23 protein-coding genes and 2 tRNA genes are annotated in these 25,075 nt (G+C 36.0%); 14 read left to right on the plus strand and 11 right to left on the minus strand.

Annotated features, from left to right (window positions below; translation table 11 throughout):
- Positions 1-251 precede the first annotated feature (251 nt).
- A complete protein-coding gene (locus V8G61_RS10225) occupies positions 252-1,769 on the minus strand; it encodes a GH3 auxin-responsive promoter family protein (protein WP_394875555.1) in 1,518 nt (505 codons plus the stop codon).
- Positions 1,770-1,810: 41 nt separating this feature from the next.
- Between V8G61_RS10225 and V8G61_RS10230 the strand changes: the two genes are divergently transcribed.
- Positions 1,811-2,605 carry a DUF2797 domain-containing protein gene (locus V8G61_RS10230; RefSeq protein ID WP_394875557.1) on the plus strand — a complete coding sequence of 265 codons (795 nt, stop codon included), beginning with the start codon at positions 1,811-1,813 and terminating at the stop codon, positions 2,603-2,605.
- Positions 2,606-2,656: 51 nt separating this feature from the next.
- Here V8G61_RS10230 and rpsU read toward each other — a convergent pair whose 3' ends face one another.
- The 4 genes from rpsU to V8G61_RS10250 form a co-directional block, all read right to left on the minus strand.
- Positions 2,657-2,851, minus strand: coding sequence for a 30S ribosomal protein S21 (gene rpsU, locus V8G61_RS10235; RefSeq protein ID WP_394875558.1), 195 nt, complete (start codon positions 2,849-2,851; stop codon positions 2,657-2,659).
- Positions 2,852-2,880: 29 nt separating this feature from the next.
- Complete coding sequence (locus V8G61_RS10240) at positions 2,881-3,744, minus strand: RNA polymerase sigma factor RpoD/SigA (RefSeq protein ID WP_394875559.1); 864 nt, start codon at positions 3,742-3,744, stop codon at positions 2,881-2,883.
- 150 nt (positions 3,745-3,894) lie between these two features.
- The gene (locus tag V8G61_RS10245) at positions 3,895-6,561 is read right to left on the minus strand and encodes an AsmA-like C-terminal region-containing protein (RefSeq protein ID WP_394875560.1); all 2,667 of its coding nucleotides are present in this window, start codon (positions 6,559-6,561) and stop codon (positions 3,895-3,897) included.
- A gap of 137 nt (positions 6,562-6,698) precedes the next feature.
- The gene (locus tag V8G61_RS10250) at positions 6,699-7,403 is read right to left on the minus strand and encodes a queuosine precursor transporter (protein ID WP_394875561.1); all 705 of its coding nucleotides are present in this window, start codon (positions 7,401-7,403) and stop codon (positions 6,699-6,701) included.
- 72 nt (positions 7,404-7,475) lie between these two features.
- Here V8G61_RS10250 and folK point away from each other — a divergent pair, with 72 nt between their 5' ends.
- The 4 genes from folK to V8G61_RS10270 all read left to right on the plus strand — a co-directional run bounded on the left by folK (position 7,476) and on the right by V8G61_RS10270 (position 11,032).
- Positions 7,476-8,609: a 2-amino-4-hydroxy-6-hydroxymethyldihydropteridine diphosphokinase gene (gene folK, locus V8G61_RS10255; protein ID WP_394875562.1), complete on the plus strand. Its 1,134-nt coding sequence runs from the start codon at positions 7,476-7,478 to the stop codon at positions 8,607-8,609.
- A 287-nt stretch (positions 8,610-8,896) separates the two neighbouring features.
- Positions 8,897-9,790, plus strand: coding sequence for a c-type cytochrome (locus tag V8G61_RS10260; RefSeq protein ID WP_394875563.1), 894 nt, complete (start codon positions 8,897-8,899; stop codon positions 9,788-9,790).
- A gap of 128 nt (positions 9,791-9,918) precedes the next feature.
- Positions 9,919-10,602, plus strand: coding sequence for a twin-arginine translocation signal domain-containing protein (locus V8G61_RS10265; protein WP_394875565.1), 684 nt, complete (start codon positions 9,919-9,921; stop codon positions 10,600-10,602).
- A 16-nt stretch (positions 10,603-10,618) separates the two neighbouring features.
- On the plus strand, positions 10,619-11,032 hold the full coding sequence (locus V8G61_RS10270; protein ID WP_394875566.1) for a DsrE family protein: 414 nt from the start codon (positions 10,619-10,621) through the stop codon (positions 11,030-11,032).
- A 60-nt stretch (positions 11,033-11,092) separates the two neighbouring features.
- On the opposite strand, the gene V8G61_RS10275 is transcribed toward V8G61_RS10270, so the two are convergent.
- A complete protein-coding gene (locus V8G61_RS10275; protein ID WP_394875567.1) occupies positions 11,093-11,638 on the minus strand; it encodes an RNA methyltransferase in 546 nt (181 codons plus the stop codon).
- 132 nt (positions 11,639-11,770) lie between these two features.
- Between V8G61_RS10275 and mutS the strand changes: the two genes are divergently transcribed.
- From mutS to V8G61_RS10305, 6 genes are all read left to right on the plus strand, one after another.
- The gene (mutS, locus tag V8G61_RS10280; protein WP_394875568.1) at positions 11,771-14,383 is read left to right on the plus strand and encodes a DNA mismatch repair protein MutS; all 2,613 of its coding nucleotides are present in this window, start codon (positions 11,771-11,773) and stop codon (positions 14,381-14,383) included.
- 134 nt (positions 14,384-14,517) lie between these two features.
- Positions 14,518-14,589, plus strand: a tRNA-Gly gene (locus V8G61_RS10285).
- A 30-nt stretch (positions 14,590-14,619) separates the two neighbouring features.
- Positions 14,620-14,703 (plus strand) — tRNA-Leu (locus V8G61_RS10290).
- Positions 14,704-15,118: 415 nt separating this feature from the next.
- Positions 15,119-15,781, plus strand: coding sequence for a DUF3800 domain-containing protein (locus V8G61_RS10295; RefSeq protein ID WP_394875569.1), 663 nt, complete (start codon positions 15,119-15,121; stop codon positions 15,779-15,781).
- 161 nt (positions 15,782-15,942) lie between these two features.
- On the plus strand, positions 15,943-16,773 hold the full coding sequence (locus tag V8G61_RS10300) for a hypothetical protein (protein WP_394875570.1): 831 nt from the start codon (positions 15,943-15,945) through the stop codon (positions 16,771-16,773).
- Positions 16,774-16,824: 51 nt separating this feature from the next.
- Complete coding sequence (locus tag V8G61_RS10305; protein WP_394875571.1) at positions 16,825-17,328, plus strand: SHOCT domain-containing protein; 504 nt, start codon at positions 16,825-16,827, stop codon at positions 17,326-17,328.
- Between the two features lie 69 nt (positions 17,329-17,397).
- Here V8G61_RS10305 and V8G61_RS10310 read toward each other — a convergent pair whose 3' ends face one another.
- Positions 17,398-17,916 carry a hypothetical protein gene (locus V8G61_RS10310; RefSeq protein WP_394875572.1) on the minus strand — a complete coding sequence of 173 codons (519 nt, stop codon included), beginning with the start codon at positions 17,914-17,916 and terminating at the stop codon, positions 17,398-17,400.
- Positions 17,917-18,030: 114 nt separating this feature from the next.
- Between V8G61_RS10310 and V8G61_RS10315 the strand changes: the two genes are divergently transcribed.
- The 3 genes from V8G61_RS10315 to V8G61_RS10325 all read left to right on the plus strand — a co-directional run bounded on the left by V8G61_RS10315 (position 18,031) and on the right by V8G61_RS10325 (position 20,973).
- Positions 18,031-18,909, plus strand: coding sequence for an RteC domain-containing protein (locus tag V8G61_RS10315; RefSeq protein WP_394875573.1), 879 nt, complete (start codon positions 18,031-18,033; stop codon positions 18,907-18,909).
- A gap of 72 nt (positions 18,910-18,981) precedes the next feature.
- Positions 18,982-19,260: a helix-turn-helix domain-containing protein gene (locus V8G61_RS10320; protein ID WP_394875574.1), complete on the plus strand. Its 279-nt coding sequence runs from the start codon at positions 18,982-18,984 to the stop codon at positions 19,258-19,260.
- A 471-nt stretch (positions 19,261-19,731) separates the two neighbouring features.
- Entirely contained in the window at positions 19,732-20,973 is a 1,242-nt protein-coding gene (locus V8G61_RS10325; RefSeq protein ID WP_394875575.1) for a hypothetical protein, read from the plus strand.
- Positions 20,974-20,995: 22 nt separating this feature from the next.
- On the opposite strand, the gene V8G61_RS10330 is transcribed toward V8G61_RS10325, so the two are convergent.
- From V8G61_RS10330 to V8G61_RS10345, 4 genes are all read right to left on the minus strand, one after another.
- Positions 20,996-22,063, minus strand: a complete 1,068-nt coding sequence (locus tag V8G61_RS10330) for a nucleotide-binding protein (protein ID WP_394875576.1) — start codon at positions 22,061-22,063, stop codon at positions 20,996-20,998.
- Between the two features lie 546 nt (positions 22,064-22,609).
- Positions 22,610-23,350 carry a hypothetical protein gene (locus V8G61_RS10335; protein WP_394875577.1) on the minus strand — a complete coding sequence of 247 codons (741 nt, stop codon included), beginning with the start codon at positions 23,348-23,350 and terminating at the stop codon, positions 22,610-22,612.
- Between the two features lie 88 nt (positions 23,351-23,438).
- Entirely contained in the window at positions 23,439-23,579 is a 141-nt protein-coding gene (locus tag V8G61_RS10340) for a hypothetical protein (protein WP_394875578.1), read from the minus strand.
- Positions 23,580-23,591: 12 nt separating this feature from the next.
- Complete coding sequence (locus tag V8G61_RS10345; RefSeq protein ID WP_394875579.1) at positions 23,592-24,908, minus strand: tyrosine-type recombinase/integrase; 1,317 nt, start codon at positions 24,906-24,908, stop codon at positions 23,592-23,594.
- Between the last annotated feature and the right edge of the window lie 167 nt (positions 24,909-25,075).

Genomic DNA, 25,075 nt, shown 5'->3' on the forward strand with positions numbered 1-25,075 from the left:
TTTTATGGATGTTTTAATTAATAAGAGACATTACGAATTTTGCTTACTTATGTCTAATTTTTTTTCAAAAATAGGTCTTAACTCAGTCCTGTACAATACAGCTATTTAAAAATTAGATGATAAGACCAAATATTCGTTTAACGCCTAATTTTGGAAGTATTTAATCGATGGTGCTGTAAATGGGTCGTTGTACGGGTTAATTTATCTTATGAAATACCTTGTGATTACTAGGCTTAGGAAGATGGGAGCATTTAACCATTATTAAGTTCCAAAAGTTCTTCCAGATAATTTCTGGAATTCGAGAGGCGTGGGATTTTATGCTGACCTCCAAGTTTATCATTTTGCTTCAACCAATCGTAAAATAAATTTTTTCGTGCTACATGGACCGTAGGTTCATTAAGCGTAATATTATTATAACGTTTGGCCTCGTAATCTGAATTCACATCCTTTAATGCATTGTCAAATTGTGAAATAAAATCAGGTATGTTCTCGGGTTCTGCTTTAAATTCAATGAGCCATTCATGAGCACCTTTTTCTTTACCCTTCATAAAAATAGGTGCCGCCGTGTAATCTATAACCTCGGCGCCCGTTTGTTTGCACACTTTTTTTAGCGCAACTTCAGCGTTTTCAATGATAAGTTCTTCGCCAAAAACATTAATATGATGCTTGGTACGCCCGGAGATCTTGATTCGATAAGGGCTTAACGATGTGAACCGAACGGTATCACCTATTTTGTAGCGCCATAAACCCGCATTCGTAGTGATGATAATAGCATAATTTTCACCTAATTTCACTTGGCTCAAGGGGATGGCGTGCTCTTCAGCGGTTTCGTAAACCGACATAGGAATGAACTCATAGAAAATACCGTAATCCAGCATAAGTAATAATTCATCAGAATCATTTTGGTCCTGGATCGCGAAGAATCCCTCTGAGGCATTATAGATTTCATAATACTTAAACCCGGATTTTGGTAGTAATTTCTGATATTGATTCACATAAGGTGTAAAGCTAACGCCACCATGAAAATAGACTTCTAAGTTTGGCCAAACCTCATGAATATGATTTTTTCCGGTGGTTTCTAATACATTATTTAACAAGACGAGCATCCAGGAAGGTACCCCGGCCAAACTGGTTACGTTTTCATCAATGGTTTCATCAACAATGGCCTGCATCTTAAATTCCCAATCGCTCATTAAAGACACTTTGTTACTTGGCGTACTACTAAATTCTGCCCAAAAAGGCATGTTATCAATAAGGATAGCAGACAGGTCACCTGAAATAGTGCCATTCTCCTTGTATAGTTTTTTACTACCTCCTAAACGCAAACTTTTGCCTGTAAATAACTTGGAGTCTTCATTATTATTAAAATACATACAAAGTAGGTCCTTACTAGCTGCATAGTGACAATCTTCCAATGATTGCATACTAACCGGTATGAATTTACTCTTTGAACGGGTGGTGCCACTCGACTTCGCATACCATTTGATTGTTGTGGGCCAAAAGATATTTTGCTCTCCACTTCGGGAGCGCTCAATAGCATCCTGCCAACCGTCATAATTTTTAATAGGCACACGCTCGGCAAAGGTGTTGTAATTGGTAATGGAAGCAAAATCATAGGTTTTGCCAAACTCAGTATCCTTAGCAAAATCAATGAGATACATGAGTAACTCATTCTGCACCTCATTAGGGTATTTTAAAAACAATTCTATTTGATGAAATCGCTTTTTTAAAAACCAAGAAGCTACTGAATTCACTATAGGTATTGGCATATTTATTTTATCTTTAAGTTTTAAAAATAAGATTTTTTTTTATGAACTACCAAGGGGTTTTAACAAAAATGGAAACTGAGTTTTCCCAGCCTATACAATACTATTTAGTATTTGAACACGATTTCATTCATATGAATCAGTTATTGGGAAAAACCATGAGTATCCGTTTTGAAAAATACCAGTGTTTAAATTGTGGTTTAAATAAACCGATTTATCGTCAAGGATTTTGTCGAAGTTGTTTTTTCGATATTCCTCAGGCAGCCGATTGGGTTATCCGCCCTGAATTAAGTAAGGCTCATTTGGATAAAGAAGATCGTGATCTGGAATACGAAAAAAAGGTTCAATTACAACCCCATATTGTATACTTGGCTAATTCCAGCGATGTCAAGGTTGGTGTTACGCGTAAAAGTCAAGTGCCGACTCGTTGGATCGATCAGGGGGCTCATGAAGCCATTGAGATCGTGGAAACACCCAACCGTTATTTAGCGGGAATTACCGAGGTGGCATTAAAAGATTTCGTAAGCGATAAGACCAATTGGCGAACCATGCTTAAGAACGACATTAAAGATGAAGACCTTGTGGCCTGGCGAGAGCGTTTAAAGGCAAGTATTCCTGAAGAAGCTCAGGATTACTTTATTGAAAACAATTCTGAAACGAATTTAGAATTTCCTGTTTTACAGTATCCCAAAAAGCCAAAGAGTTTAAACCTTTTAAAAGCGCAAACCTATACCGGTACTCTAGTTGGTATTAAAGGTCAATATCTCATCTTTGAGGACGATACTGTTTTCAATATTCGTAGCAATGAAGGTTTGGTAGTGTCTATAGGTATCGCATAAAAAAACCCGTCGCAAGAACAACGGGTATTTTATTTATCTTAAGCAATCTTTTTATATATCTTCCTGATCTCTTAGATTTTGAATATAGGCCGCCTTCTGAATTTCACGACGACGCTTTACAGAAGGTTTTGTAAAAAATTTACCTTCACGCAGGTTTTGCATTACCTTTATGTTTCTGTGTTTTCTTTTGTAGCGTTTTAAAGCACGTTCAATGCTTTCGCCATCTTTTACTATGATTTTGAGCATAATTTAAATTTAATTTTTTTGTTTAAGGATTATCCTAAATACGTTTTAAGCACTTTGCTTTTTGAGGCATGTCGTAAACGTCTGATGCCTTTTTCTTTGATCTGTCTTACACGTTCCCGTGTTAAACCGAACTGATCACCAATTTCTTGCAAACTCATTGGTTGTTTTTGACTAATACCATAATAATGCTTAATAACTGTAGCCTCGCGCGGAGACAGGGTGTCTAAAGCTCGATTAACTTCTATGTTCAATGAAGCTTCCATCAAACCATTATCCGGTCGCGGTGATTCATTCGATTTCACCACGTCGTATAAATTGGATGTTTCACCTTCTTTTAAAGGGGCGTCCATTGAGACATGTCTTCCGGAAACCTTTAAGGATTGCTTTACGTTACTCACTGAAATATCCAGGCGTTTCGCTATTTCTTCCGGTACCGGAGGACGTTCATTTTCTTGCTCTAAACTGGAATAGGCCTTATTAATTTTGTTAATAGAACCAATTTTGTTTAAGGGCAAGCGAACAATACGAGCCTGCTCTGCCAACGCCGATAAAATGGCTTGTCTGATCCACCAAACCGCGTAAGAAATAAATTTAAATCCACGGGTTTCATCAAAACGTTTTGCGGCTTTTACCAGACCGGCATTTCCTTCGTTTATTAAGTCGGGAAGTTTTAATCCCTGATTTTGGTATTGTTTTGCAACCGAAACAACGAATCGCAAGTTAGCGTTTACTAACTTATCTAAAGCACGCTGATCATCTTTTTTTATCCGTTGGGCTAATTCTACTTCTTCGTCTGCTGTAATTAACGGAATTTTACTGATGTCTTGAAGGTACTTGTCTAGAGATTTAGACTCTCTGTTAGTAACTTGCTTCGTAATTTTTAATTGCCTCATATGTTGTAGATATATAGTTTATCTACAACATAAACGAATAATTAAAAAATCCTAATTTTTGGCCTCATTTCTTTGCAAATACAACCAAAACGAGCAAACTTTAGCATTTTTTTATGATTTTTTAGCATTTTTTTTGATAGCAGGTAAAATTTATTTTACAGTATCCTGAACTTTTTTCTTTTTGCCCAGTAAGCCACCCAGTACATTTTTTACCGTTTCTTTGGTGGTACCTGTTTTAGTTGAATCTGTTTCCGTGTCCTTACTGCCCACAAGATCACCCAATACTGTTTTTACAGAATTACTTTGTTCTTGTTTCAAAGAATCTGATTTGGTTTGATTCGTACCGATAAGATTACCTAGCATACTTTTCACCTTATCTTTTCCTGTATTAAGCGCTTTTTGCTTTTCAATTTCTATCAGTTGTTTGGTCAGGTTTGAAACACCGCTAGACAGGTCGGTTTTAACTTCCGGATTACTGAAGGTGCCACCAATTTTAGCCGTTATCGGAATACTTAGCGTATTCGCCTCTTGCGCGTCTATTTTTCCAATCAGACGGTTCACATCGCTGCCCAGATATTTTGCAGGTACGTTAAACACGGCACTGTAATCCATGGTCTTATCAAAACCATGCGATCCGGAAACTGTGATAGCAATGTCATCATATTTAAAATCAAATGGCTTTACCTGAACCTTTCCATTAGCAAAAGAAACTTTCGTTTTAAGGTCGTTCAAATTGAGTTTATTAAAATCAATAAAGCGCAACGAACTTCCTAAACTACTAATCAATGGATTTTCGGTTGTCGTTAATTTAGTTGACAATAATTCTGCTAAGGCATTTCCGGAAACCGAATTTAAATTTGGTGTAAAATCCTTGGTTAGATCTCCGGAGATATTAAGATCACTATTTAGTTTTCCCTGGAGTAGTTTTGCTAGAGGTGCAATATTCTGCAGCAATTCCAAACCTTTAAAGGATTTACCAATATCAAACCCACTGGCATTTAAGTTAAGTTTGAAAGTCGGGGTGTCCTCTTGTGTGGAAACCGCTCCGGAAACCGTTAATGCCCCATCAAAAATACTGGACTTCAAATCCTTCAAGGTTGCGGTTTGATCTTTAATGGTCAGGGTTCCAGAAACATCTTTTAAATTTAAATTATCGTACACCACAGTTTCTGCCATGGCTGTGATGGTACAATCCAAAAAGGCGGGGATCTTTAAATTTTCAGATGCCTTTTCATCACTTTCCTCCGGCGTGTCTTCACTCATAAAATCATTCACCTTTAATACTTTTGAAATGAGATTAAAATTTCCTTGCAGGGTGTTATCACTTAATAAAAATCCGGTTAAATTCTTAATGGTACCTGTGGCGTTAATGTCGCTCTCGCCAGTCTTAGCATTGAAATTCTTCAAGGTCACCGTTCCCGAATTAAACTGCACATTGGCACTGGCAATTTGCACTGGGTGTAACATTTCCGGCGAACTGTAATTAAAATTAGTAATGCTTGCCGTACCACTGTTCTTAATCCGTTCATAGGCATTCGTTTCGATCGCATTCATATCAAAAGACGTATTCACATTGGCTTTTAAAATGCCGCTTAATTTTTCTTTTAGGTCAAGGGGGTAAACCTGACTTATTTTCGCTAGATTCAAAACACCATCAACATAAGCGTCCACCTGCATGTTACCCATCAGGTTTTTAAGTGTTGCAGACGACCTGAAACTATCCTCATCAATATTAAAATTAAGCGCCTTTATGGCCACATAAGTGTCTTCCGTTTTACCGGTAGTATTTTTAATCTCCGTATCAATGGTAATATTAGTCACTCGTTTTGGAAGCTCGGGATATTTAAACGAAGCATTGTTCGATTTAATACTGATATCGAGCGTTGGAATGGTCGTATCGGTCACAAGGCCTTTTATTATACCCTTCACTTTAAAATCACCTGTGGTTTCTACATTTTCAATATTCTTGGAATAGGCTTCCGGAATAACCGCTAGGAAATTTTTAAAATCTGACTCCGGATTTTCAAAACGGATGTCTATGTCTTGTCCCCCTTCTATCAATTGTACATAACCATCAAATGCGATGGGTAACTGGTTAATAAATCCTTTATTTTCTTTGAAGGTGTATTTGCTATTTGGCAAGTCGAGCCCAATCAAAGCGTCCAGTTTTACAGGGTTACTGCTCAGGTAATTTGTGCCTTCAAGACTTAGACTTAGGTTAGCATCAGTCTTTGTGTCTAATTCTGATGTGTTGGCCGAGAAGATCCCATGACCGCTATGGTTCAATTCTGTGATATCTAATTTGATCTGCGAGGCTTCATCTTCATAGGTCACCGCACTTTTATAAATGCTGTAATCTTCCAGACTGAATTTAAGGTTGGAAGGCTCGTCTTCCGCAACAGCGGTAGAATCTGTTTTGGTAATATCGTAATTAGTATTGCCGAAAGTATCAGATTTTAGGGTTAGCAAGGCTTCTTCAATCGAAAATTTATCGATCACAATGGGCTCTTTTTCAAGATCTTTAAAAAGCTGTTTGATCGATAGGGTAAAGCCTATGGTCTTTGCGGTTGCCAGTGTTTCTCCTTCAAAAGGAGCCAGATTGGTGACCTTAAGATCATGAATTCCCACATGAGCATTTGGAAAATTGCGTATGAAACTCAAGCTTACATCGCTAAAACTTACTTTCGCATTTAAATTTTCATTAATGGTATTTTCAAGATAGGTATTGATCTTACCGCTAAAGGCATAAGGTAAAATTAAAAGTAAGGCGAAAATAATAAGGACACTAAGGCCCAAAATTTTTAAAAACTTCTTCATAACTATGATTTGGTATAACCGCTTTCGCGGAAAAATTAGTCGCTATTTTAATATACGGATAAAAACAACGAACGGTTGAAATGGGTTGATTTTTATAACTTTTTACGTGAGTTGAATATACAGGTAATTTCTCGCATTTACAATAAATCGAGCTCCTCATTTACCTTCAAATTAAAACGCTTTTTGAAGAGGTAGACGCCCAAATATAACAAGGGTGTGTCACAAATGGCAACAATAACTTTAAACAAAAAACCGCTAATTAATAAACCTTTGAAATTAACCCAGGGAATGATCCCGAACAGGCACAATAAAAAGGTAATCGTAAAGGTGTCTACAAATTGTGAGAACCAGGTGGAAAAATTATTTCGTAACCATAAATGCCTCCCCTTGGTCAGTCGTTTCCAGAAATGATAAATCTGAATATCGATTAATTGGGCTAGCAAATAGGTTAACATGCTGGCGAATACCGCTATGGCCGAATTTCCAAACACACGCTGGAACATGGTATCATCAACATAACTCCAGGATGTTGCCGGCACTGAAGCAGAAGTAAAAATTATGGCGAGTGAAAATATGGAAGCAAACACTCCAACGGTAACCACATCGTTGGCGCGTTTTTTACCATAGATCTCACTGATGAGGTCGGTGATCAAAAAGGTGATCGGGTAGGGTAGGATGCCTACCGAGATTTCAAAAAGTTTAATTCCGAAAATTTCAATATCGAAAGGATACCAATGAAAGAATTTTTGGAAAATAAGATTCGATACAACTAATGAAGTAATGAATAAGGCGCCCAAAAGGAGGTAAATACGTTGGGCAACCAGCTTGTCTTTTAATGTCATCTATAATTGTGAATAAATAGGTTCTGTAAATATAAAAGAATAAAATTTGTTTTAGTTATTTTGTGCTCGCTTATGGAAGGATCTGCAACATATTATTTGGCGCTTGGGAGCAATAAGGGAGATAAATTCAAAAATCTTCAAGATGCTGTTGATGCGATCCATTTGAATATCGGACAGGTAAAACTGATCTCAAAAGTTTACAAATCGCCGGCCATGGGTTTTAAAAGCGAGGATGCATTTTTTAACTGTTGCCTGATCCTTGAAACCGACCTCAAACCGGCGTTAGTTCTAAAAACCTTACTCAGAATTGAAAAGCAGTTGGGGCGCACGCGTTCTTCAAAACCGGGCTATGAAGACCGTACCATCGACCTGGACATTATTTTTGTCGAGGATATGGTCGTTCACACAAAAACGCTGGATATTCCACATCCAGAGATGCAAAATCGACGTTTTGTTCTCCAGCCTTTAAATGATATGGCACCCAAGCTGGAACATCCGGTATCACACAAGACCATTCATGAGTTATTAGAGATATGTAAGGATAAATCGGTTTTAGAACCCGTAAATATTTGGCTTAAGAATCCGAGTAAAGCGTTTGATTTTTCGAAGTATAGTTATTTTGCTATTGAAGGAAATATCGGTGCCGGGAAAACCAGTTTGGCCACTAAGATCGCTCATGATTATAATGCCAAACTGATTCTGGAACGCTTTGCCGATAATCCGTTTCTGCCCAAATTCTATGAGGATGCGCATCGTTATGCCTTTACCTTAGAGATGTCTTTTTTAGCCGATCGGTACCAGCAGATCTCAGACGATCTCTCACAACTCGATTTGTTCAAGGATTTTATTGTGAGTGATTACGATGTTTTCAAATCCCTTATTTTTTCGAAGATCACCCTTGCGGAAGACGAATTTAATCTGTACCGCAAACTATTTTATTTGATGTATAAGGACCTGCGTAAACCCGATCTGTATGTGTACTTGTATCAAAATACGGAGCGATTGCAGGAGAATATTAAAAAAAGGGGTCGGGATTATGAGCAGAATATCGCCAACGAGTATCTGGAAAAAATCAATGAGGGCTATTTGAATTTCCTGAAAACGCAAAAAGATTTCAATGTAAAGATCATCGATATTTCAGATCGTGATTTCATTAAGAACCGCAAGGATTATTTGTGGATTCTAGAGGAGATTTGTAAATCTTAAAGAAATCTGTTGAACCCCTAAACATCTGTTTAGTGTCTTAGTTCTGAAAAACAGGGTTTTAGTATTTTTTTTGTGTATCTTTATTTGCTTCATATTTGCCTTGAATAATCTACAGGATGTTTTAATTTTTAGATTATTTGAGCACAACAGATTTCCATAAAACAAAACTTTTTAAACGACTCAGATCCTGTTTGTACTGTCTGGTGGTTATGGTATTCGTTTTATTTATTCTTCAGAAATTGAACATTATTGAGATCAGGACTCCGCTTCATCCTACTAAAACACAGATGGTAGATATTTTCTTAAGGGATTACGATGTTTATAAATTAGATGATTCGGAAGACCATCGCGAGGTTAAGTTAGGGTATGAGATCTTCATGAACACGGCACAATATATCGGTCCTGAAAATGGTGATCCAATTAAGGCCTATTCCGGTAATAATCTCGCTTGTACCAATTGTCATTTAGCAGCGGGCACCAAACCGTATTCCGGTCCTTTGATCGGGGTGATCAAACGATTTCCTCAATACCGTGGTAGAGAGGATAAAATAGGAACCATTGAAGAGCGTATAAACGGTTGTATGGAGCGTAGCATGAATGGTCGGATGATGCCTGAAACCGCTCCGGAGATGACTGCCTTAATAAGTTACCTGAAATGGTTAGGGCGCTATGCACCGGATGATGGCAAAATAGAAGGTCAGGGCTTTCTGGAAATTACGATCCCTGAGCGTGCTGTCGATCTTGAAAAAGGAGCACAGATCTTTACACTGAATTGTGTGGTTTGTCATACTGCGGAGGGTAAAGGGATGAAAAAACCGGTTGGTCCTGGTTATTTATATCCACCACTTTGGGGCGATGATTCCTATAACAACGGAGCGGGGATGACCAGAGTGATCACCGCAGCACAGTTCATTAAGGGGAATATGCCCTTCGGGGTTCAATACACGAATCCAACGCTTAGCGATGAAGAAGCTTACGATGTGGCCGGTTATATAAACCAACAATCACGGCCGGTAAAACCACATTTGGAAAAGGACTTTCCTGATCTGAAGAAAAAACCGGTGTCTACACCGTACCCGCCCTATGTGGATGATTTCCCGATAGAACAACATCAATTAGGGCCTTTTCAACCGATCATGGCTTTTTATAAAACCAAATTCAATATGGAGAAAACAAAATAGTTTCATTACAACTTATTTCTCTGATTTTAAATAAGTTGGTTAAACCAAAGCTTATTTTTATTAACTTTAGAATTCCCACTTCCATGGCGCGCCTCTCACATTAGTATCAACAAACAAACTATTACATTATGAAAAACATGAGTAATTCTCGTAGAGATTTTTTGGGAGCTTTGGCTCTTGGAGCTGCCGCGAGTGGATTATCGGTATTTGGAAATCCACTGCATGCAGGCACCAGCGTGGCTGATTTTGACAAGAAAACCTTAGGAGATCCCAAAGAATGGTTCAACAAAATTAAAGGTACACACCGCGTTGTGTACGATGGCTCTACACCGCACGACAGTTTTCCAATTATTTGGAATTGGGCCTTTTATCTATCCAACAATCAGGCGGGAACTCCTGATGAGGATATGACGGCCATGACGGTTATTAGGCATAGTGCGATCGCATTTGCCCTGAAAGACAGTTTATGGGCCAAGTATAAGCTGGGGGCGTTTTTCGATATTAAAGACCTGACGACCGGAGAACATGCCGTACGAAATATGGTTTATGAACCAAAAGATGGCGATTTTATCCTACCGGGTATCGACGGGATCAAGCGCTTACAGGAACGTGGAGCCATGTTCTGTGTGTGTAATTTGGCTCTGAACGTTTACGCTGGTTTCCTTGCTAAGGGCATGGAAATGGAAGCCGATGCTGTTTATCAGGACTTGCTTGCCGGTGTATTGCCGGGCATCCAGGTGGTGCCATCAGGGGTTTGGGCTTTAACCTTAGCTCAGGAAAACGGCTGCGGATATATTTTTGCTGGCGGATAATTTAAAACCAAACATTATGAAAGCATATGCTATTTTATTTATAGCCTGTTTCATGTCGCTATCTATGGTAGCTCAGGAGAAACCGGTTAAAATTGTTTTTGATGTCACCAGTAGTGATGAGGGCGTTCATAGTTCTACGATGCGGCATGTAAAAGCCATGTCTGAAGCCTATCCGAAATCACAATTTGAGGTCGTTATGTACAGCGGCTCGCTGAATATGGCACTCAAGAATAAATCATCGGTTGAACAAGACATGGCGGATCTGGCCAAAAAGGACAACATCTCTTTTGTGATGTGTGAGGGCACCCTCAAACGTCACAAGGTTGATAAATCCGAATTGATCGATGGTGTTAAAACGGTCCCTGACGGGATCTTGGAGATCATCAACAAACAAAAAAAGGGTTGGGGCTATATCAAAGAAAGTAAGTGAAACCAAAAAACTCCGGATTTTCCGGAGTTTTTTATTTTTCAGTATGTCGTTCGCAAAGTTTTACGAGTCTTGGTTCAATCGGGATAATTTCGAAAACAGATCCCAGACCACCACACCACAACTCACTGAGATGTTCAAAGAATGTTTGGTGCCTAGTTGTGGAATTTCCAGAACGGTGTCGCTGGTACTTACCACGTCCTGTGCCACGCCTTTAACCTCGTTACCAAAAACAAGCGCATAGGTGGTGTTTGGCAAAACTTCGAAAGCGTCGAGCATCGTTGCTTTTTCGGCCTGTTCCACGGCACATACATGCACATGCTCCGCCTGTAATTTTTTAATCAGGTCCATGGTGCTTTCAGCATATTCCCATTGTACGGTATCGGTACTGCCTAAAGCGGTTTTATGAATATCCTTGTGCGGCGGTTTTGCCGTGATTCCGCAGAGGTATATTTTTTTAATGAGGAAGGCGTCACAAGTGCGAAACACCGAACCAATATTGTTCAGACTACGGATATTGTCCAGAACCACAATAAGGGGTGTTTTTTCTGCGGCCTTAAAGCCTTCCACACTCAATCGATCTAATTCACTATTTTTAAGTTTTCGCATGAAAATATAATTGTTGACATCTTGGATGAATTGTAGATAACTTCTAAAGTAACAACTTCAAAAAACATGAAATTAATAGTACCTTGCCCTCTACAATTTTTACAAAAATAACATTTAAAACCGAGCTCGCCATTGGCTAAAAAAACAAATAAAGAAACGCCTTTAATGAAACAGTACAACGCTATCAAGGCGAAGTATCCTGATGCGCTGTTGTTGTTTCGCGTGGGTGATTTTTATGAGACCTTTGGTGAAGATGCTGTAAAAGCTGCCGGGATACTCGGAATCATTTTAACGAAACGCGGTGCGGGAAGTCAGAGTGAAACGGAGTTGGCAGGATTTCCGCATCATTCCCTGAACACCTATTTGCCTAAGCTGGTAAAGGCAGGGGAGCGGGTGGCCATCTGCGATCAGCTGGAAGATCCTAAGCAAACCAAGACCATTGTAAAGCGGGGTGTTACGGAACTTATTACACCCGGTGTAGCCCTGAATGATGAGGTGTTGCATTCCAAATCCAATAACTTTTTGGCTTCGGTTTATTTTGATAATAAATACCTGGGCGTGTCCTTTTTGGATATTTCCACAGGGGAATTCCTAACGGCGCAAGGTAACGCCGAGTATATTGATAAGCTCCTTCAGAATTTTAGTCCGAGTGAGGTTTTGGTATCCAAGCAAAAACGCACGGCATTTACCGAGACTTTCGGAAAGGACTTTCATACGTTTTATCTCGAGGATTGGGTGTATCAAAGTGATTATGCCTACGAGACCCTGATCAAACATTTTAATACCAAAACCCTTAAAGGCTTTGGGGTGGAGGACCTTTATGAAGGCATTATAGCCTCGGGGTCCATTCTCCATTATCTTGGGGAAACACAGCATCATAAATTGCAGCATATTACATCGATTTCCCGCATTGCGGAAGATGATTATGTGTGGATGGATAAGTTTACCATTCGAAATTTAGAGTTATACCATTCGCCCAATATGAATGCCGTAACGCTTTTGGATGTGATCGATAAGACCATTTCGCCTATGGGCGGAAGATTATTGAAGCGCTGGTTGGCACTACCCCTGAAACGTCTGGAAAAAATAAAACAGCGTCATGAGGTGGTACATTACTTGAGTCAGGAGAATACTGTGCTCAGTAAGATCCAAAACCACATCAAACACATTGGCGATCTGGAGCGTTTGATCTCCAAAACGGCTACAGGCAAGGTAAACCCTAAAGAGGTCATTCAACTAAAAAATTCCTTGGAAGCCATCGTCCCTGTTAAAGCCCTGGCTACAAATTGCACCAATGAATCTTTAAAAATTATTGGAGACCATCTACAGAATTGTGATGTACTTCGCGATAAGATAAAAGAGACCTTAAATGAGGATGCGCCGGTAAATATTTTGAAAGGGCATACCATTGCGGCCGGTTTTTCGGAGGAGCTCGATGAGCTTCGCGGTCTGAGGAAATCCAGTAAGGACTACCTCGATGGCATGTTGAAACGCGAAACGGAACGCACCGGGATCACCTCGCTTAAAATAGCTTCCAACAATGTATTTGGCTACTATATTGAGGTACGCAATACCCATAAAGATAAGGTGCCGGAAAGCTGGATCCGGAAACAGACTTTAGTAAGTGCCGAGCGCTACATTACTGAAGAGCTTAAAGAATACGAGGCTAAGATCCTGGGTGCTGAAGAACGCATTCTGGGTATCGAGCAGCAGTTATTTGCCGATCTGGTGGCCTGGATGCATCAGTACATCAAAGCTGTACAACAAAATGCGGCGCTTATTGCGCAACTGGATTGTTTATGTGGTTTTGCTCAGTTGGCCAAAGACACTAATTATGTATATCCCAACCTCGACGACAGTTTCGATCTCGAGATCAAGGACGGGCGTCATCCGGTGATCGAAAAGCAGTTGCCGCATGGGGAGGCCTATATTGCCAACGATGTGTATCTCGATCGTACAACCCAACAGATCATCATGATCACAGGGCCAAATATGTCGGGTAAATCAGCGATACTCAGGCAAACCGCCCTGATTGTGTTATTGGCACAGATCGGGTGTTTTGTACCGGCAAAAGAAGCCCGTATTGGTTTGGTAGACAAGATCTTTACCCGCGTGGGTGCCAGCGATAATATCTCGATGGGCGAATCGACCTTTATGGTGGAAATGAATGAGACGGCCTCGATCCTGAACAATATTTCAGAGCGCAGTCTGGTGTTGCTCGACGAGATTGGTCGTGGTACCAGTACCTATGACGGGATCTCTATTGCTTGGGCCATCAGTGAATATTTGCACGAACATCCGGCGAAACCTAAAACCTTGTTTGCCACACATTACCACGAGCTTAATGAAATGACTGAAACGTTTGATCGCATCAAGAATTTCAATGTATCGGTCAAGGAGTTAAAGGATAATGTGCTGTTCCTGCGTAAACTGGTAGCAGGCGGTTCTGCCCACAGTTTCGGGATCCATGTGGCAAAAATGGCCGGGATGCCGCAACAGGTATTACATCGGGCGAACAAGATTCTGAAAAAACTGGAGCAGTCGCATTCCAGTGAAGAGCTAACCGATAAGATGAAAGCGGTACAGGACGAGATGCAGCTCAGCTTTTTCAATCTTGATGATCCGCTTTTAGAGAACATTAAGGAGGAGATATTACGTACCGATATTGATACCCTAACGCCGGTGGAAGCGTTGATGAAACTCAACGAGATTAAGCGCATGCTGGTGAAGAAAAAACAGGCCTGAAAATAAATGGATTTATTTTTATAAAAGGCTTTGCTTTTCCTAGAAATATTTTAAATTTGCACCTGCCTAATTGAAAGTGGCCTGTCTCGGCAGGTAAATCCGCTAAGATTAGGAAACGTTCATTACAAAAAACTGCGAAAGTAGCTCAGGGGTAGAGCATCACCTTGCCAAGGTGAGGGTCGCGGGTTCAAATCCCGTCTTTCGCTCTGAACTTTCAAAAATATACCAAGTAAGTTGCTGAAGTGGTGGAATTGGTAGACACGTTGGACTTAAAATCCAATGGCCATTAGGCCGTGCGGGTTCAAGTCCCGCCTTCAGTACTCTTTAAAACCGTAAACAATTGTTTTTCAATAGTTTGCGGTTTTTTTATTTTTATTTTAGTCAACATTTAGTTAACCGTTGTTGAAAAAGTGCTTTTCTTATAGTTTTATTAGTTAATTATTTATCAAGAAAGTATTTAGTATTCTTAGCGACTAATCATAAAAGAAATTTATTTCTAATTAATCATTTGGTTTTTAGTCGATTAAAAGCAATTAAAATGTTAAATATATTTAATAAAGTGTTATTTGTTAGTGTTATATCTAACAAATTGTATATCTTTGATTCATAAACAGGTAAGTCCTGAGTAAAGTGTGGCGGTGAAACATCTACCATAAATGTATTATAAATACATCACTCTCAGGGTCTGTTTTTAAAAAAATAAATCAAGAGCCTAATTGGGCTCTTTTTTTTTATATGAATATATACATTGATGAAAGTGGTGATCTAGGTTGGACGTTTGACAAACCTAATAGAGCAGGTGGTTCGAGCAGATACATAACTATATCAGGATTTATTATTCCGCCTGATGACGAAAAGTATGTAAAGCGCTTTTTAAAAAATATACATAATAAGTATAACTTAAATCCTTCAATAGAAAAAAAAGGGGCTAACTTTTCCTCAGACCATTCAAGGTATATTATTTCACAGTTAAATAAAATTATTATAAAGAGTCCAGGTTTTAAGATAATTTCTATTACGGTTTATAAGCCAAAAATCTTTGATTCTTTGAGAAGAGATAAAAATATTTTCTATAATTATATGCTTGGTTTGTTGGTTAAACAGGAAATTATTGACAACGGTTCCGTTGTTATAAATATTGATAAACGGACAATTAAAGTTAGTCATGGTGAAAGTTTTCCAGACTATATCAAAACACAAATATGGGGTGAAGGTCATGATATGGAGATTGAGTGTAATTTTATCGATAGTACTAACAATAAAATGATATGGTTTGCAGATTGGTTTTCAAATTTTGTCTGGAGACACTATGAAGATGGTGATTCTGAGGCTTACCAAATACTAAATAAAAATCCTAGTAATAAAATATTTTTTGAGAAAAGACTTTTTTTCCCCTAGTAGGTAATTTACATGCTTACGCATTTCAGATACTCGGATATTAATATAACTTAACTATTAATCTTTTATGGTTTCGGAAAATTAAATAAATGTATTTTTCTTTTAATACTGTCAGTAAAAGTTTACTTTTAAAGTCGCAACCCTTTTACTCTTACACAATTATGAAAATTATTTTTTCCTTCATTTTATGTCTTTTGACGCAACAATTAATTTCTCAAGTACAAATAAATAATAAATCGATTATCGAGATGCATGAACTTGGTCTTGATTCCACAATTATTATTTCTAAAATAAACAGTTCTGATTGTAATTTTAATACTGATACGGATGACTTGCTTAAACTTACAGAAAAAAATATTCCTTCAAATGTAATATCAGCAATGATTGAATATCGTAAGAAAAGAAAAGAGGTTGGGATATTTTATAATACAGTTGAAGGTTTAAAAAAGATTGAAGCAAATTCGTTTATAAGTACTTCTACCGACGCGACTGCTTCAGCATTTACAATGGGCTTAGCAAATTCAAAAATAAAAGCCAGGCTTGAAGGAGAAGTATCGAATAATAAAGTTAGTTTTAAAAAGCAAGAATTTGTTTTTCAATTTGATAACAGTAACAACGAAATAAATCAATTTAATTGGTGGTTTTATACAGTTAATTCTCCAGAAAGTTTTTCGTTAATAGAATTTAAAAACCCTGATCCTAGAAAAGTTAGTAATAGACGGCCTAGGAAAGGGGAAACTAATATTCAAAGTATTTCTGAAAAAACTAAGAAAAGAGAATTAGTAATTGGTAAAGTTGGATTTGCAAACTATAAAATGGGGGTTGATGAAAAGGAACTTATTCCCTTTAGTTTCGAAAAAATTGGTGATAATAGATTTAAAATCACTCCTAAAAAACCATTGGAATTAGGAGAGTATTGTTTTATTATGAAAGGAACTTATGCTGGGTATACCAATCAATCTGTTTTCGACTTTTCTATTGTTGAGGATTAATCTTTAAATTATGAAATTAATACAGTATAATTAAAAAATTAAAGAGTAAAGATGAAAAAGAAGAATAGGATTTTGGATACAATATTGACAATATTTTTTGCCTTTATTTTGTCCTCAGGTTTGAAATTTATTCATTTTATGAGTCAACCTCGATATATTAGAGATAGTTATCATTCCTTTCTATCTTACCCGGGTACTGGTGGGATTTTTTCAATTGCAATTTGGTGTGGTGCGATATTACTGCTTTTCAAAATTTGGAAAAAATCTAAAGAAGAAAGATTATTGAGTGTTGGAAAAACAGAAGAAGTTGAAAAAGTAAAAAAACTATTCAAAGAAGGATTGTTGACCGAAAATGAGGTAAATAAAAAATTTGATTTTCTCTTAAATGAGTTAAAAAAAGACCAAGAAGAAATTAATAATGAAGCGGAGATAAAAAGAAAAAATGAATTGATTAATCAATTATCGGAATTGAAAGAAAAAGGATTATTGACCGAAACTGAATTCAATACGAAAAAGGAAATGGTTTTGTCAAGTAAAAAAAGTTCCCTAGACTAAAATCACCAATTCAAACTAAACTTTTATGTAAAAAATAATTAACTATTTTTTAGTGGTTTCAATATTTTCTTATTTATCCTCCGTTTTATCGAATACTCCAGCACGTTCCGCATAGGCTGCGGCACCTAAAAATCCTCGTAGTCCACTCCAAACATTTTGACGCCCTTCTTGAATCCTATTATTAAGCCCTTGTACATCCCCTAAATACCTGTTTTCTTCCATGCTTCGAATACGCGCATCGTCTTGGGCCACGGCATATTGTCTTTTATTAACTTGGTCGTCTAAGTAGAGTTGAGAGTCTTGGTTTATTCTATTGTTTTGTGCAACAACTCCTGGTAAGGCCCCAATAATACTACGAGCACCACCTGAGCGGATAGCATCAATAGTATTCGCGGAAGTCCTAGAGGCTTCTTCTTTTATAAGGTCACTGCCAATTGTACTTATTCTAATGTCCTCAAAAACATTATCAAGTTCTGGCGTTTCAAGATTAGCAAGCTCGTCTTTAGCCTTCTTTTTGTCTATCATACCAGATACGGCTTGTCCTGCTGCCAAGCCTCCTGCGAGTATAGATGTTGTAACTGTTGCCATAATTCAATGTTTTATGATTATACACAATAATAATAATTTACTATTAATAAATTGAAAGTTATAGAATATTTTTATAGTTTTACTATTAGTTTAAATTTTAATCACTCATTTTAAATGGAGTCAAAAAATTTCGATAAATCAAATATGTACTTCGGCGAAGTAAATATTAATTCTTTACCCGGACCTGTAAAAAAAGAGTTTGAAAAAATATTGGAGTTATATGACTCCAGCCCTTCCTTAGATGATTCAGATATTATAATTGCCAACAATATTCATGTTTTCCAGATGATTGGAGAGGGTGTTAAAAACAAAGAAATTCTTATTAGAATTAACAACAACCTCCTTTTAACCGAAACTTCAACTATCGAAAATGGTTTTGAGAAAATTAAATTCGATAATCTAACTTTTTATGAATGTAAAAGTGAAGACTATTTTGATTGGTTTAAGTCTTGGGTTTATGATTTGGGATTTATCCATGGATACAAAAAAGAATTTAAATCAGATTACGAAATATTTAGTACTGTATTTAGAAAACATGAAAGGAGTTTGAATTTGTTGGAGGATTGGTTTGACGAAAATTATCAAATCAAAGTATTAAATCAAGTTTCTCTATCTATTTACGGTGAGAATGAAGGGAAGTTTGCCAGGGCTTGGAATGAGGTACTTGAAAGGCCTTTTGATTTTTTAGGTATGTTTGAAGAGTTTGCTGAAAAATTTAGTGACATAACACCCGTTGAATGGAAAGGGACTCAAACAGAACTTATTGAACTTACTAAGGCTCTAATAGAAGCCGGTATTTTTCAAGGGAAGCAAAAGGAGATCTTTAAACAAATTGAACTTGTATTTGAAACCAAATTAAATAATATTGATAAAACAATTTCAACTTTCAATAATCGAAATAATGATAATGAAACAATCTTTATTGATAAACTAAAAGAGAGCCTATTAAATTCAATTAGAAATAAATTAGAAAAAAACTCTGGTAAGGTATAGGTAACTAACCTTTAACCACCTTTAAACCCTTGCATATTTGCTGAAATAATTTTTTAATAAAACATTTCAGTTATGCAAAATGTACAATTCATTCAAGTCACTCCTCAGGAACTCCAAGACGCAATTATAAGCGGTGTAGATGCTAAATTACAGGATCTTAAAAAACATTTCCAACCAAAAGAGCCAAGCGCCTACCTAACAAGGAATGAGGTAGCAAACATGCTTAAAATTGATTTATCAAGTGTTCACAATTGGACAAAGAAAGGGATATTAATTTCTTACCAAATTGGAGGGCGGGTTTATTATAAGCGCGCTGAGGTTGAGAGTGCTATGACCAAACTAAAAAAATAAAGTTTGTTATGGCAACGCAACCGATAATTCACGAGTTCAAAGAAATCAACGTTGGAAAATATAAAAGTGTTAAGCACTTTGAACTGTACAGCGTTAGCCCCGGACAATCTTTATTGTCTGATCAAATTAATATTAGTAAAAATAGAAACTTTGCTCAATCATTACCCGACTATTGGCTTAAGAAAAGAGAAAAAAATAAGTGGAGTAAATGTCTGACCGGGCTATTTAAAACAGAATATAAACTAACCTACAAGGGGGATATTTCTAACAAAAGAGACCTTTTGATCTTTAAGTTTTCCAAAAAAGGTAGTTTTCTAACTATCTATTACTTCTACAACTATTTTACTAACGATTTAAATGTAATAGAGAAATATTTGAAATAACAAAAGAGGGTGTTCAAAGCCCTCTTTTTTGTTCAAATAAAGTAATACTGGCAACGCATTACAATAAATCAAATATAAGAATTTTAAATTGATTGATTACGTTAAAATACTGCTTATTAACATTGATATCAGCCGGTTGTTAAACCTATCTTTACTCGACTTTAAAACTGAAGTTTCTGAAAATACGGGAGAGTTATCAACTAAAAGAGTTTCAGAATATCACTTCTGTAAAATAATTGTTTATGATACAGGTCTTGTCTATTTTTCAGGAAGTATACATAAACTTTGGAACTCATTAAATAAAGTAACGTCTCCTAATTTTAGTAAGTCAAATACCTACAAGGGATACAACGGTAATATATTTTTCTTTCATGATATTGTTGAGGTTAGGAATCATCTTAAAAACATATTTGATTGTAGTAGTAAACAAATGATTTTCCAAAATATTGAATTTGGGTCTAATTTGAATTTGAGTTTTAAAACTCAAACATTCATTAGTGGTTTACTTTTTCATAAGGGCAAACTATTTGAGTTTAAGTATGACGGATATTACGCCCAAGTGAGGCACCAAAGATATTTTATTAAAATCTACAATAAAGGGAATCAATATGGCATGGAAGGAGATATTATTCGAATAGAACTAAAAATTAAAAAGACTGAAGAATTAAAGTGTTTAGGTATTAAGACATTTTATGACATAAATACCTCAACATTAATCAAGGCCGCACAATTAATTTACAAGCGATTTGAAGAGGTTGTTCATTATGACCACACCATTGACACTAAGAAACTAAATAGTCGCGAGAAACAAGCGGTAAATAAGTATTCTAATCCCAATTATTGGGCGTATCAACTAAAGCCAAAAGAGAGAGATCGACATAAAAAAAGACTCGCTAGAATAACCGATAAGAACTCCCTAAAATTACACAGTCGTTTACTTCAAAAATTAGAAGAAAAGTGTGTAATAATTAACCGGCAATCCAAACAGTCTAAATGCGTAATAATTAACCCTTCAAATATAGGGGTAATCGTTACACAAAAAGAATTAAGAAAATGTCCAATTACCGGTATTAGTTTGGAACATGAAAGTAATACAGCAAATTACATTAGGACTACAACGCTCAGGTACTTAAAACGTAATAACCAGAAACTTTTTTTCGAGTTATGTAGTTTACTTTTAAGCAATAACGGACGGAGGCCAAAATATGAGAATTCAATTGTTTCACATTTAGCGAAGCAAATAAGAAACCGGTACTACAATAGTTTTAAAATTAGGCGCCAGGGATATAGATCCAAAACCTATCAAGATCAGTATAAAATTGTGTTTTAATTTTGGATTGTGTTTAAAAAATTCATCGTAGCCCGAGACTAAACTCTTTTAGAATTCTTATAATTTTTTCAGCATTGGGAACAGAATGAAATTTTAAGGTTAAATTTAAAGTATTTGATTTCTCCATATTTTGTGGTGAAAGTTGATCTTCAATCAAATCGGGGAACTCATTTATTGTGTCAATTATCCCTTTAGTCCAACCTTTCATTAATTCTTTTGCCTCAGATATGCCTTCAGGAGGAACTATTCCCTGTAAATTATATTCCCATGACAATAATTCTTTACAAACGGAATGTATTCTGTCTATTGCTGATTTTATTTCAATAATATTTCCTGGAACACCTGGTTCACCAAAGGCCTTAATTAATTCAATTTCAAAAATCTTTTTCAAAATCGTTAGTAACCTTTGAATATCATTTATTGAATTACTGAACCAATCAAATACATCTTCTTCCCGTAATTTCTCTGATTTTTGAAAGATTAGTCCCATTTCAAGTTCCTTATAACTTCGATTAATTTCTTCCATACGCGATTTTAATAATTCCGAGGAAAGAAAGAACTCCCAAGGGCCTTGTTTATCAACAGCAATTTTTTTGATTATATCATTTTCATCCTCCAAATCCATTAAATTCTCATAGATAAACCCCTTTAATTTCTGTCTTACTTGGTTACAAAATGGTCCTAATGCGGCTTTTAAATTCCCGTCTTCTCGAGTATTATTATATTTTCCAGGAATTACACCTAATAAATCAGTTGGAAGATGAAAATCCTTTGTTGAGTCAGGTAAAACAAAGAAGACTCTTTTTTTACCCAGTCTACCAATAAATAATCCCAGTTCAAATATGACATTATCCCGAACAGTATTCACCTGTAAATTTCGCATTTCTGTGATATCGTCTGGTTTGAATACAAAAACTCCAAAATCAAAATTTTCTAAAGCCTGAATTAAATCATCTAGGGAGTTACTTGAAAGTTCAAAGATACCCTGTGTCCAAACTGTTGCGTTTGAATCATATTCTAAGTTTTCTTGAATCACGTAGGCCACATCAAGAGCCTCCTTTGATGATCCAATAAATATTCTTGGTTTCATATTTTCTTAATTTTCACAGAATTTATTTAAATAAGACTTTTCCTATATAATCAAACTGATGATAAAACTAATAAATAGAAACATAAACACCCCAATAATGAGGTAATTAAATATTACGATTCTTCGGTATTTCGGATATTAAAAAGGCATAATAATCCAAATATGGTAGATTTACCCTAATTAAAAGTTCGATAGGATTCATAGGATAGATACCCGTATTTACGGGCATGTAATATTTTCGTGTACATATTTACACCAATAAATCAAAATTTCACAACTAATTGGATTTAAAAATAAAATGTATAACAATAAAAATTAATTGGTAAGATATAGGTGTAAAAGCCAAAAAGTTTTGAAGGCTAAGCGTAAATATACCCCCATACCCCTTTTAAAATCAAGTTTTTTATTCCGGCCAGGGTCTTATATTATTGTAATACCTCTCAACCCTAAACACATAGACTAAATCCTAAATATTAGGAATACACTTTATATACACGAATGAGTTATTAAAAATTTTGGGTGTCACGTTCGACCGAGAGTCGAGGGTTAATTAAAATAATTAATCACCTTATTTCTTAGTGGTTTTTTTAGAAAGATAAAAAGAATGATTGTTGTTAAAAAAGTAATAACGAATGCGGCCCAATTAAAATTAAAATCTTCCAACCCGAAAAAACCATTCTTGGCTGTTAAATAATTTAGATAATCATTCCTTTTCCATTCGGCGCTAGATTGTAATGCCGTAAAGTAAAACTTTTGATTTGGTATTTTAAAATAAAAACCTAATTCGATTGACGTTGCAAGTGTAATTCCAGATAAAATTATTAATTCTTTAATACTAATAGAGGGTTTAGCCTTTTCTATATGTTTTTGATCCATTTTTGGTTTTAGGTTTTTGATTACTGGTGGTATATTGCTTTTAGTTTGAGTGTTTGTTTCTTCATCATCTTGACTAATTTCAAACTCGGATATCCTCTTTTTGGTCTGAGGGTTTTGTTTTTGCCTGCAAAATGCGAAATGAACTCCTCGAATTATCGCATCATAAAAATCATGTCTAATTCTAAATTTCTTATCCTCTGGTAATTCACAAAACCATTCTGTTTTTATAAGAAAATCTTCGGTGCCGCGGTACATTGAATATTTTGAGTAATAAGGGCTTTTTAAATCCTCCATTTTGTCTAATAATTGTTCAAGTAATTTATTAGGCATTTGTCGATCAATACTAACCAAGTATATTGCATCATTATTTTGGGCCTCATTATCTCGTTTGGCAATAACACTTTTTAACACCTCTTCTTTAAAATTTAAATCAGGGTTGTTAACCTTCCATCGCTCTAACCTAAAACTCCAGTATTCGGACTCCAGATCGTCTAATTCCTTATCCATTAGTTAGGAGTTCACTTTTTAAAAAACGAATCTCACTTTCAGATAGATTATTAAAAAAGGTTAATAATTGTTTTTGTGCTTTTTCCTTTTCTTGGTGTAGTGCTTTCAAGTCTTGTGACATGTTGGGTTTCATAATTATAAAGATTTAATTGTTAATAGCATCTTTGACAACGGTTAAGTTGCTTTCTTTTTTCTCCTTTTGCGCTCGAAGGATATAGAAATCGGCAATTTGCTGAGCGTAATCTAAACTATCCTTACCTATATAATTCAATAGCATTTTTTCTGTACTGTGTGCGGTGATTTGCATAATCAAGGCGGGTGATAGTACACCGTAAAGATTTGTTGCAAATGACCGCCGGCAAATATGTGAGGTGATTAAATCATACTTTGGATATATGCCCTCCTTTTTCCTTTTAAACTTGTTTCCTTTTCCCTCTTTGGTTACTTCGATAACCGCGCCTTTTATCATTTCATCAATTTCGGCAACCTCGCAAACCTTTTTTATGTACTCATTAAATTTTTGAATTGAAATTTTATAGGGCAAACCATCTTCAAGAATTTCCTTAGTTTTTTCGAGTACTGGTATAGTTACATTTTTGCCGGTCTTTTGTTGTTTTAGTTCTATAACCTCCAAACCATTACGAGTAACAAAGTTGTTTTCGTTGAGGTTTAGTAAGTCTCCTCCTCTTTGGCCTATATTACAGCCTAATAAAAGCCATTTACGAGCGTTTTGTAACGCTTCATTAGTAATGTTTGCCTTTTCGATTTTCTCTAGTTCTTGAGGGCTGAGGTATATTATATTTTCATTACTTGGTTTAGTGCTATCTATCTTTTTAAGTTGCGGACTAACCTCAACACCATTTGTTTCGGCATCGTAACAAACAGTTTTAAGATCTGCGATTTTTTTAATGGCATAACTCTTTTGGTACTTCTTTTCTTTTAGTAGCCACCTTAAAAAATCCTTTGCAAAAGGTACATTAACCTCTTTTACTTTAAATTGTTTTAAGCCTTGGTATTCTTCAATGATTTTTTTGAGAGAGTTGTAAGCATTAATCCGGCTCTTAGATAATCCTAAACCACCCTTGGCATTTTTCCGGACCTCAGCATTGTCAATTATATCCTGAATAGCATCAATAATTAAATCACTTTGTTTGTGTTCAGTTATACGATCAAAATATAAGTCTATAGAATTTTCAAGCCAATCGCCATTAATTAAAACACCTCTAGTGTTAGCATGATTTAATCTTTTAATTATATCATTTGATAAGTCCAATAAATCGGTAGAGAGATTTTTATTTGAGGCCGAGGTTTGTTTAGGTAACCCGGTATTTTTACTCCAATTGTTTGGACTTATAAATAACCCGGTTTTTCGCTTAATAACGAGGTCCCGATTAACTGATAATCTTAAATAAATTGGTGCGTTTTTGGACTTACTTTGAAGTAAAAATTTAATGGTTGCCATAGAATTTAGAAGTATTTGAACACTCAAATATAGTAATTATATTTAATGTTTAGTCAACCGTTAGTCAATATTTAGTCAACCATTTTAAATTTTATTCTATAATTATACATTTTTAATAAACCTCTGTAAAGTGCTGTTGATATTGATTTTACTGGTATTAATCATTG

The sequence above is a fragment of the Gaetbulibacter sp. M240 genome (genome assembly GCF_043876815.1).
Lineage (GTDB): Bacteria > Bacteroidota > Bacteroidia > Flavobacteriales > Flavobacteriaceae > Gaetbulibacter_A.

Excerpts from the sequence above, each read along its gene's own strand:
- V8G61_RS10225 (WP_394875555.1), bottom strand. The coding sequence starts at position 1,769 with ATGCCAATACCTATAGTGAATTCAGTAGCTTCTTGGTTTTTAAAAAAG.
- V8G61_RS10230 (WP_394875557.1), top strand. The coding sequence starts at position 1,811 with ATGAACTACCAAGGGGTTTTAACAAAAATGGAAACTGAGTTTTCCCAG.
- rpsU (WP_394875558.1), bottom strand. The coding sequence starts at position 2,851 with ATGCTCAAAATCATAGTAAAAGATGGCGAAAGCATTGAACGTGCTTTA.
- V8G61_RS10240 (WP_394875559.1), bottom strand. The coding sequence starts at position 3,744 with ATGAGGCAATTAAAAATTACGAAGCAAGTTACTAACAGAGAGTCTAAA.
- V8G61_RS10245 (WP_394875560.1), bottom strand. The coding sequence starts at position 6,561 with ATGAAGAAGTTTTTAAAAATTTTGGGCCTTAGTGTCCTTATTATTTTC.
- V8G61_RS10250 (WP_394875561.1), bottom strand. The coding sequence starts at position 7,403 with ATGACATTAAAAGACAAGCTGGTTGCCCAACGTATTTACCTCCTTTTG.
- folK (WP_394875562.1), top strand. The coding sequence starts at position 7,476 with ATGGAAGGATCTGCAACATATTATTTGGCGCTTGGGAGCAATAAGGGA.
- V8G61_RS10260 (WP_394875563.1), top strand. The coding sequence starts at position 8,897 with ATGGTAGATATTTTCTTAAGGGATTACGATGTTTATAAATTAGATGAT.
- V8G61_RS10265 (WP_394875565.1), top strand. The coding sequence starts at position 9,919 with ATGAAAAACATGAGTAATTCTCGTAGAGATTTTTTGGGAGCTTTGGCT.
- V8G61_RS10270 (WP_394875566.1), top strand. The coding sequence starts at position 10,619 with ATGAAAGCATATGCTATTTTATTTATAGCCTGTTTCATGTCGCTATCT.
- V8G61_RS10275 (WP_394875567.1), bottom strand. The coding sequence starts at position 11,638 with ATGCGAAAACTTAAAAATAGTGAATTAGATCGATTGAGTGTGGAAGGC.
- V8G61_RS10295 (WP_394875569.1), top strand. The coding sequence starts at position 15,119 with ATGAATATATACATTGATGAAAGTGGTGATCTAGGTTGGACGTTTGAC.
- V8G61_RS10300 (WP_394875570.1), top strand. The coding sequence starts at position 15,943 with ATGAAAATTATTTTTTCCTTCATTTTATGTCTTTTGACGCAACAATTA.
- V8G61_RS10305 (WP_394875571.1), top strand. The coding sequence starts at position 16,825 with ATGAAAAAGAAGAATAGGATTTTGGATACAATATTGACAATATTTTTT.
- V8G61_RS10310 (WP_394875572.1), bottom strand. The coding sequence starts at position 17,916 with ATGGCAACAGTTACAACATCTATACTCGCAGGAGGCTTGGCAGCAGGA.
- V8G61_RS10315 (WP_394875573.1), top strand. The coding sequence starts at position 18,031 with ATGGAGTCAAAAAATTTCGATAAATCAAATATGTACTTCGGCGAAGTA.
- V8G61_RS10320 (WP_394875574.1), top strand. The coding sequence starts at position 18,982 with ATGCAAAATGTACAATTCATTCAAGTCACTCCTCAGGAACTCCAAGAC.
- V8G61_RS10330 (WP_394875576.1), bottom strand. The coding sequence starts at position 22,063 with ATGAAACCAAGAATATTTATTGGATCATCAAAGGAGGCTCTTGATGTG.
- V8G61_RS10340 (WP_394875578.1), bottom strand. The coding sequence starts at position 23,579 with ATGAAACCCAACATGTCACAAGACTTGAAAGCACTACACCAAGAAAAG.
- V8G61_RS10345 (WP_394875579.1), bottom strand. The coding sequence starts at position 24,908 with ATGGCAACCATTAAATTTTTACTTCAAAGTAAGTCCAAAAACGCACCA.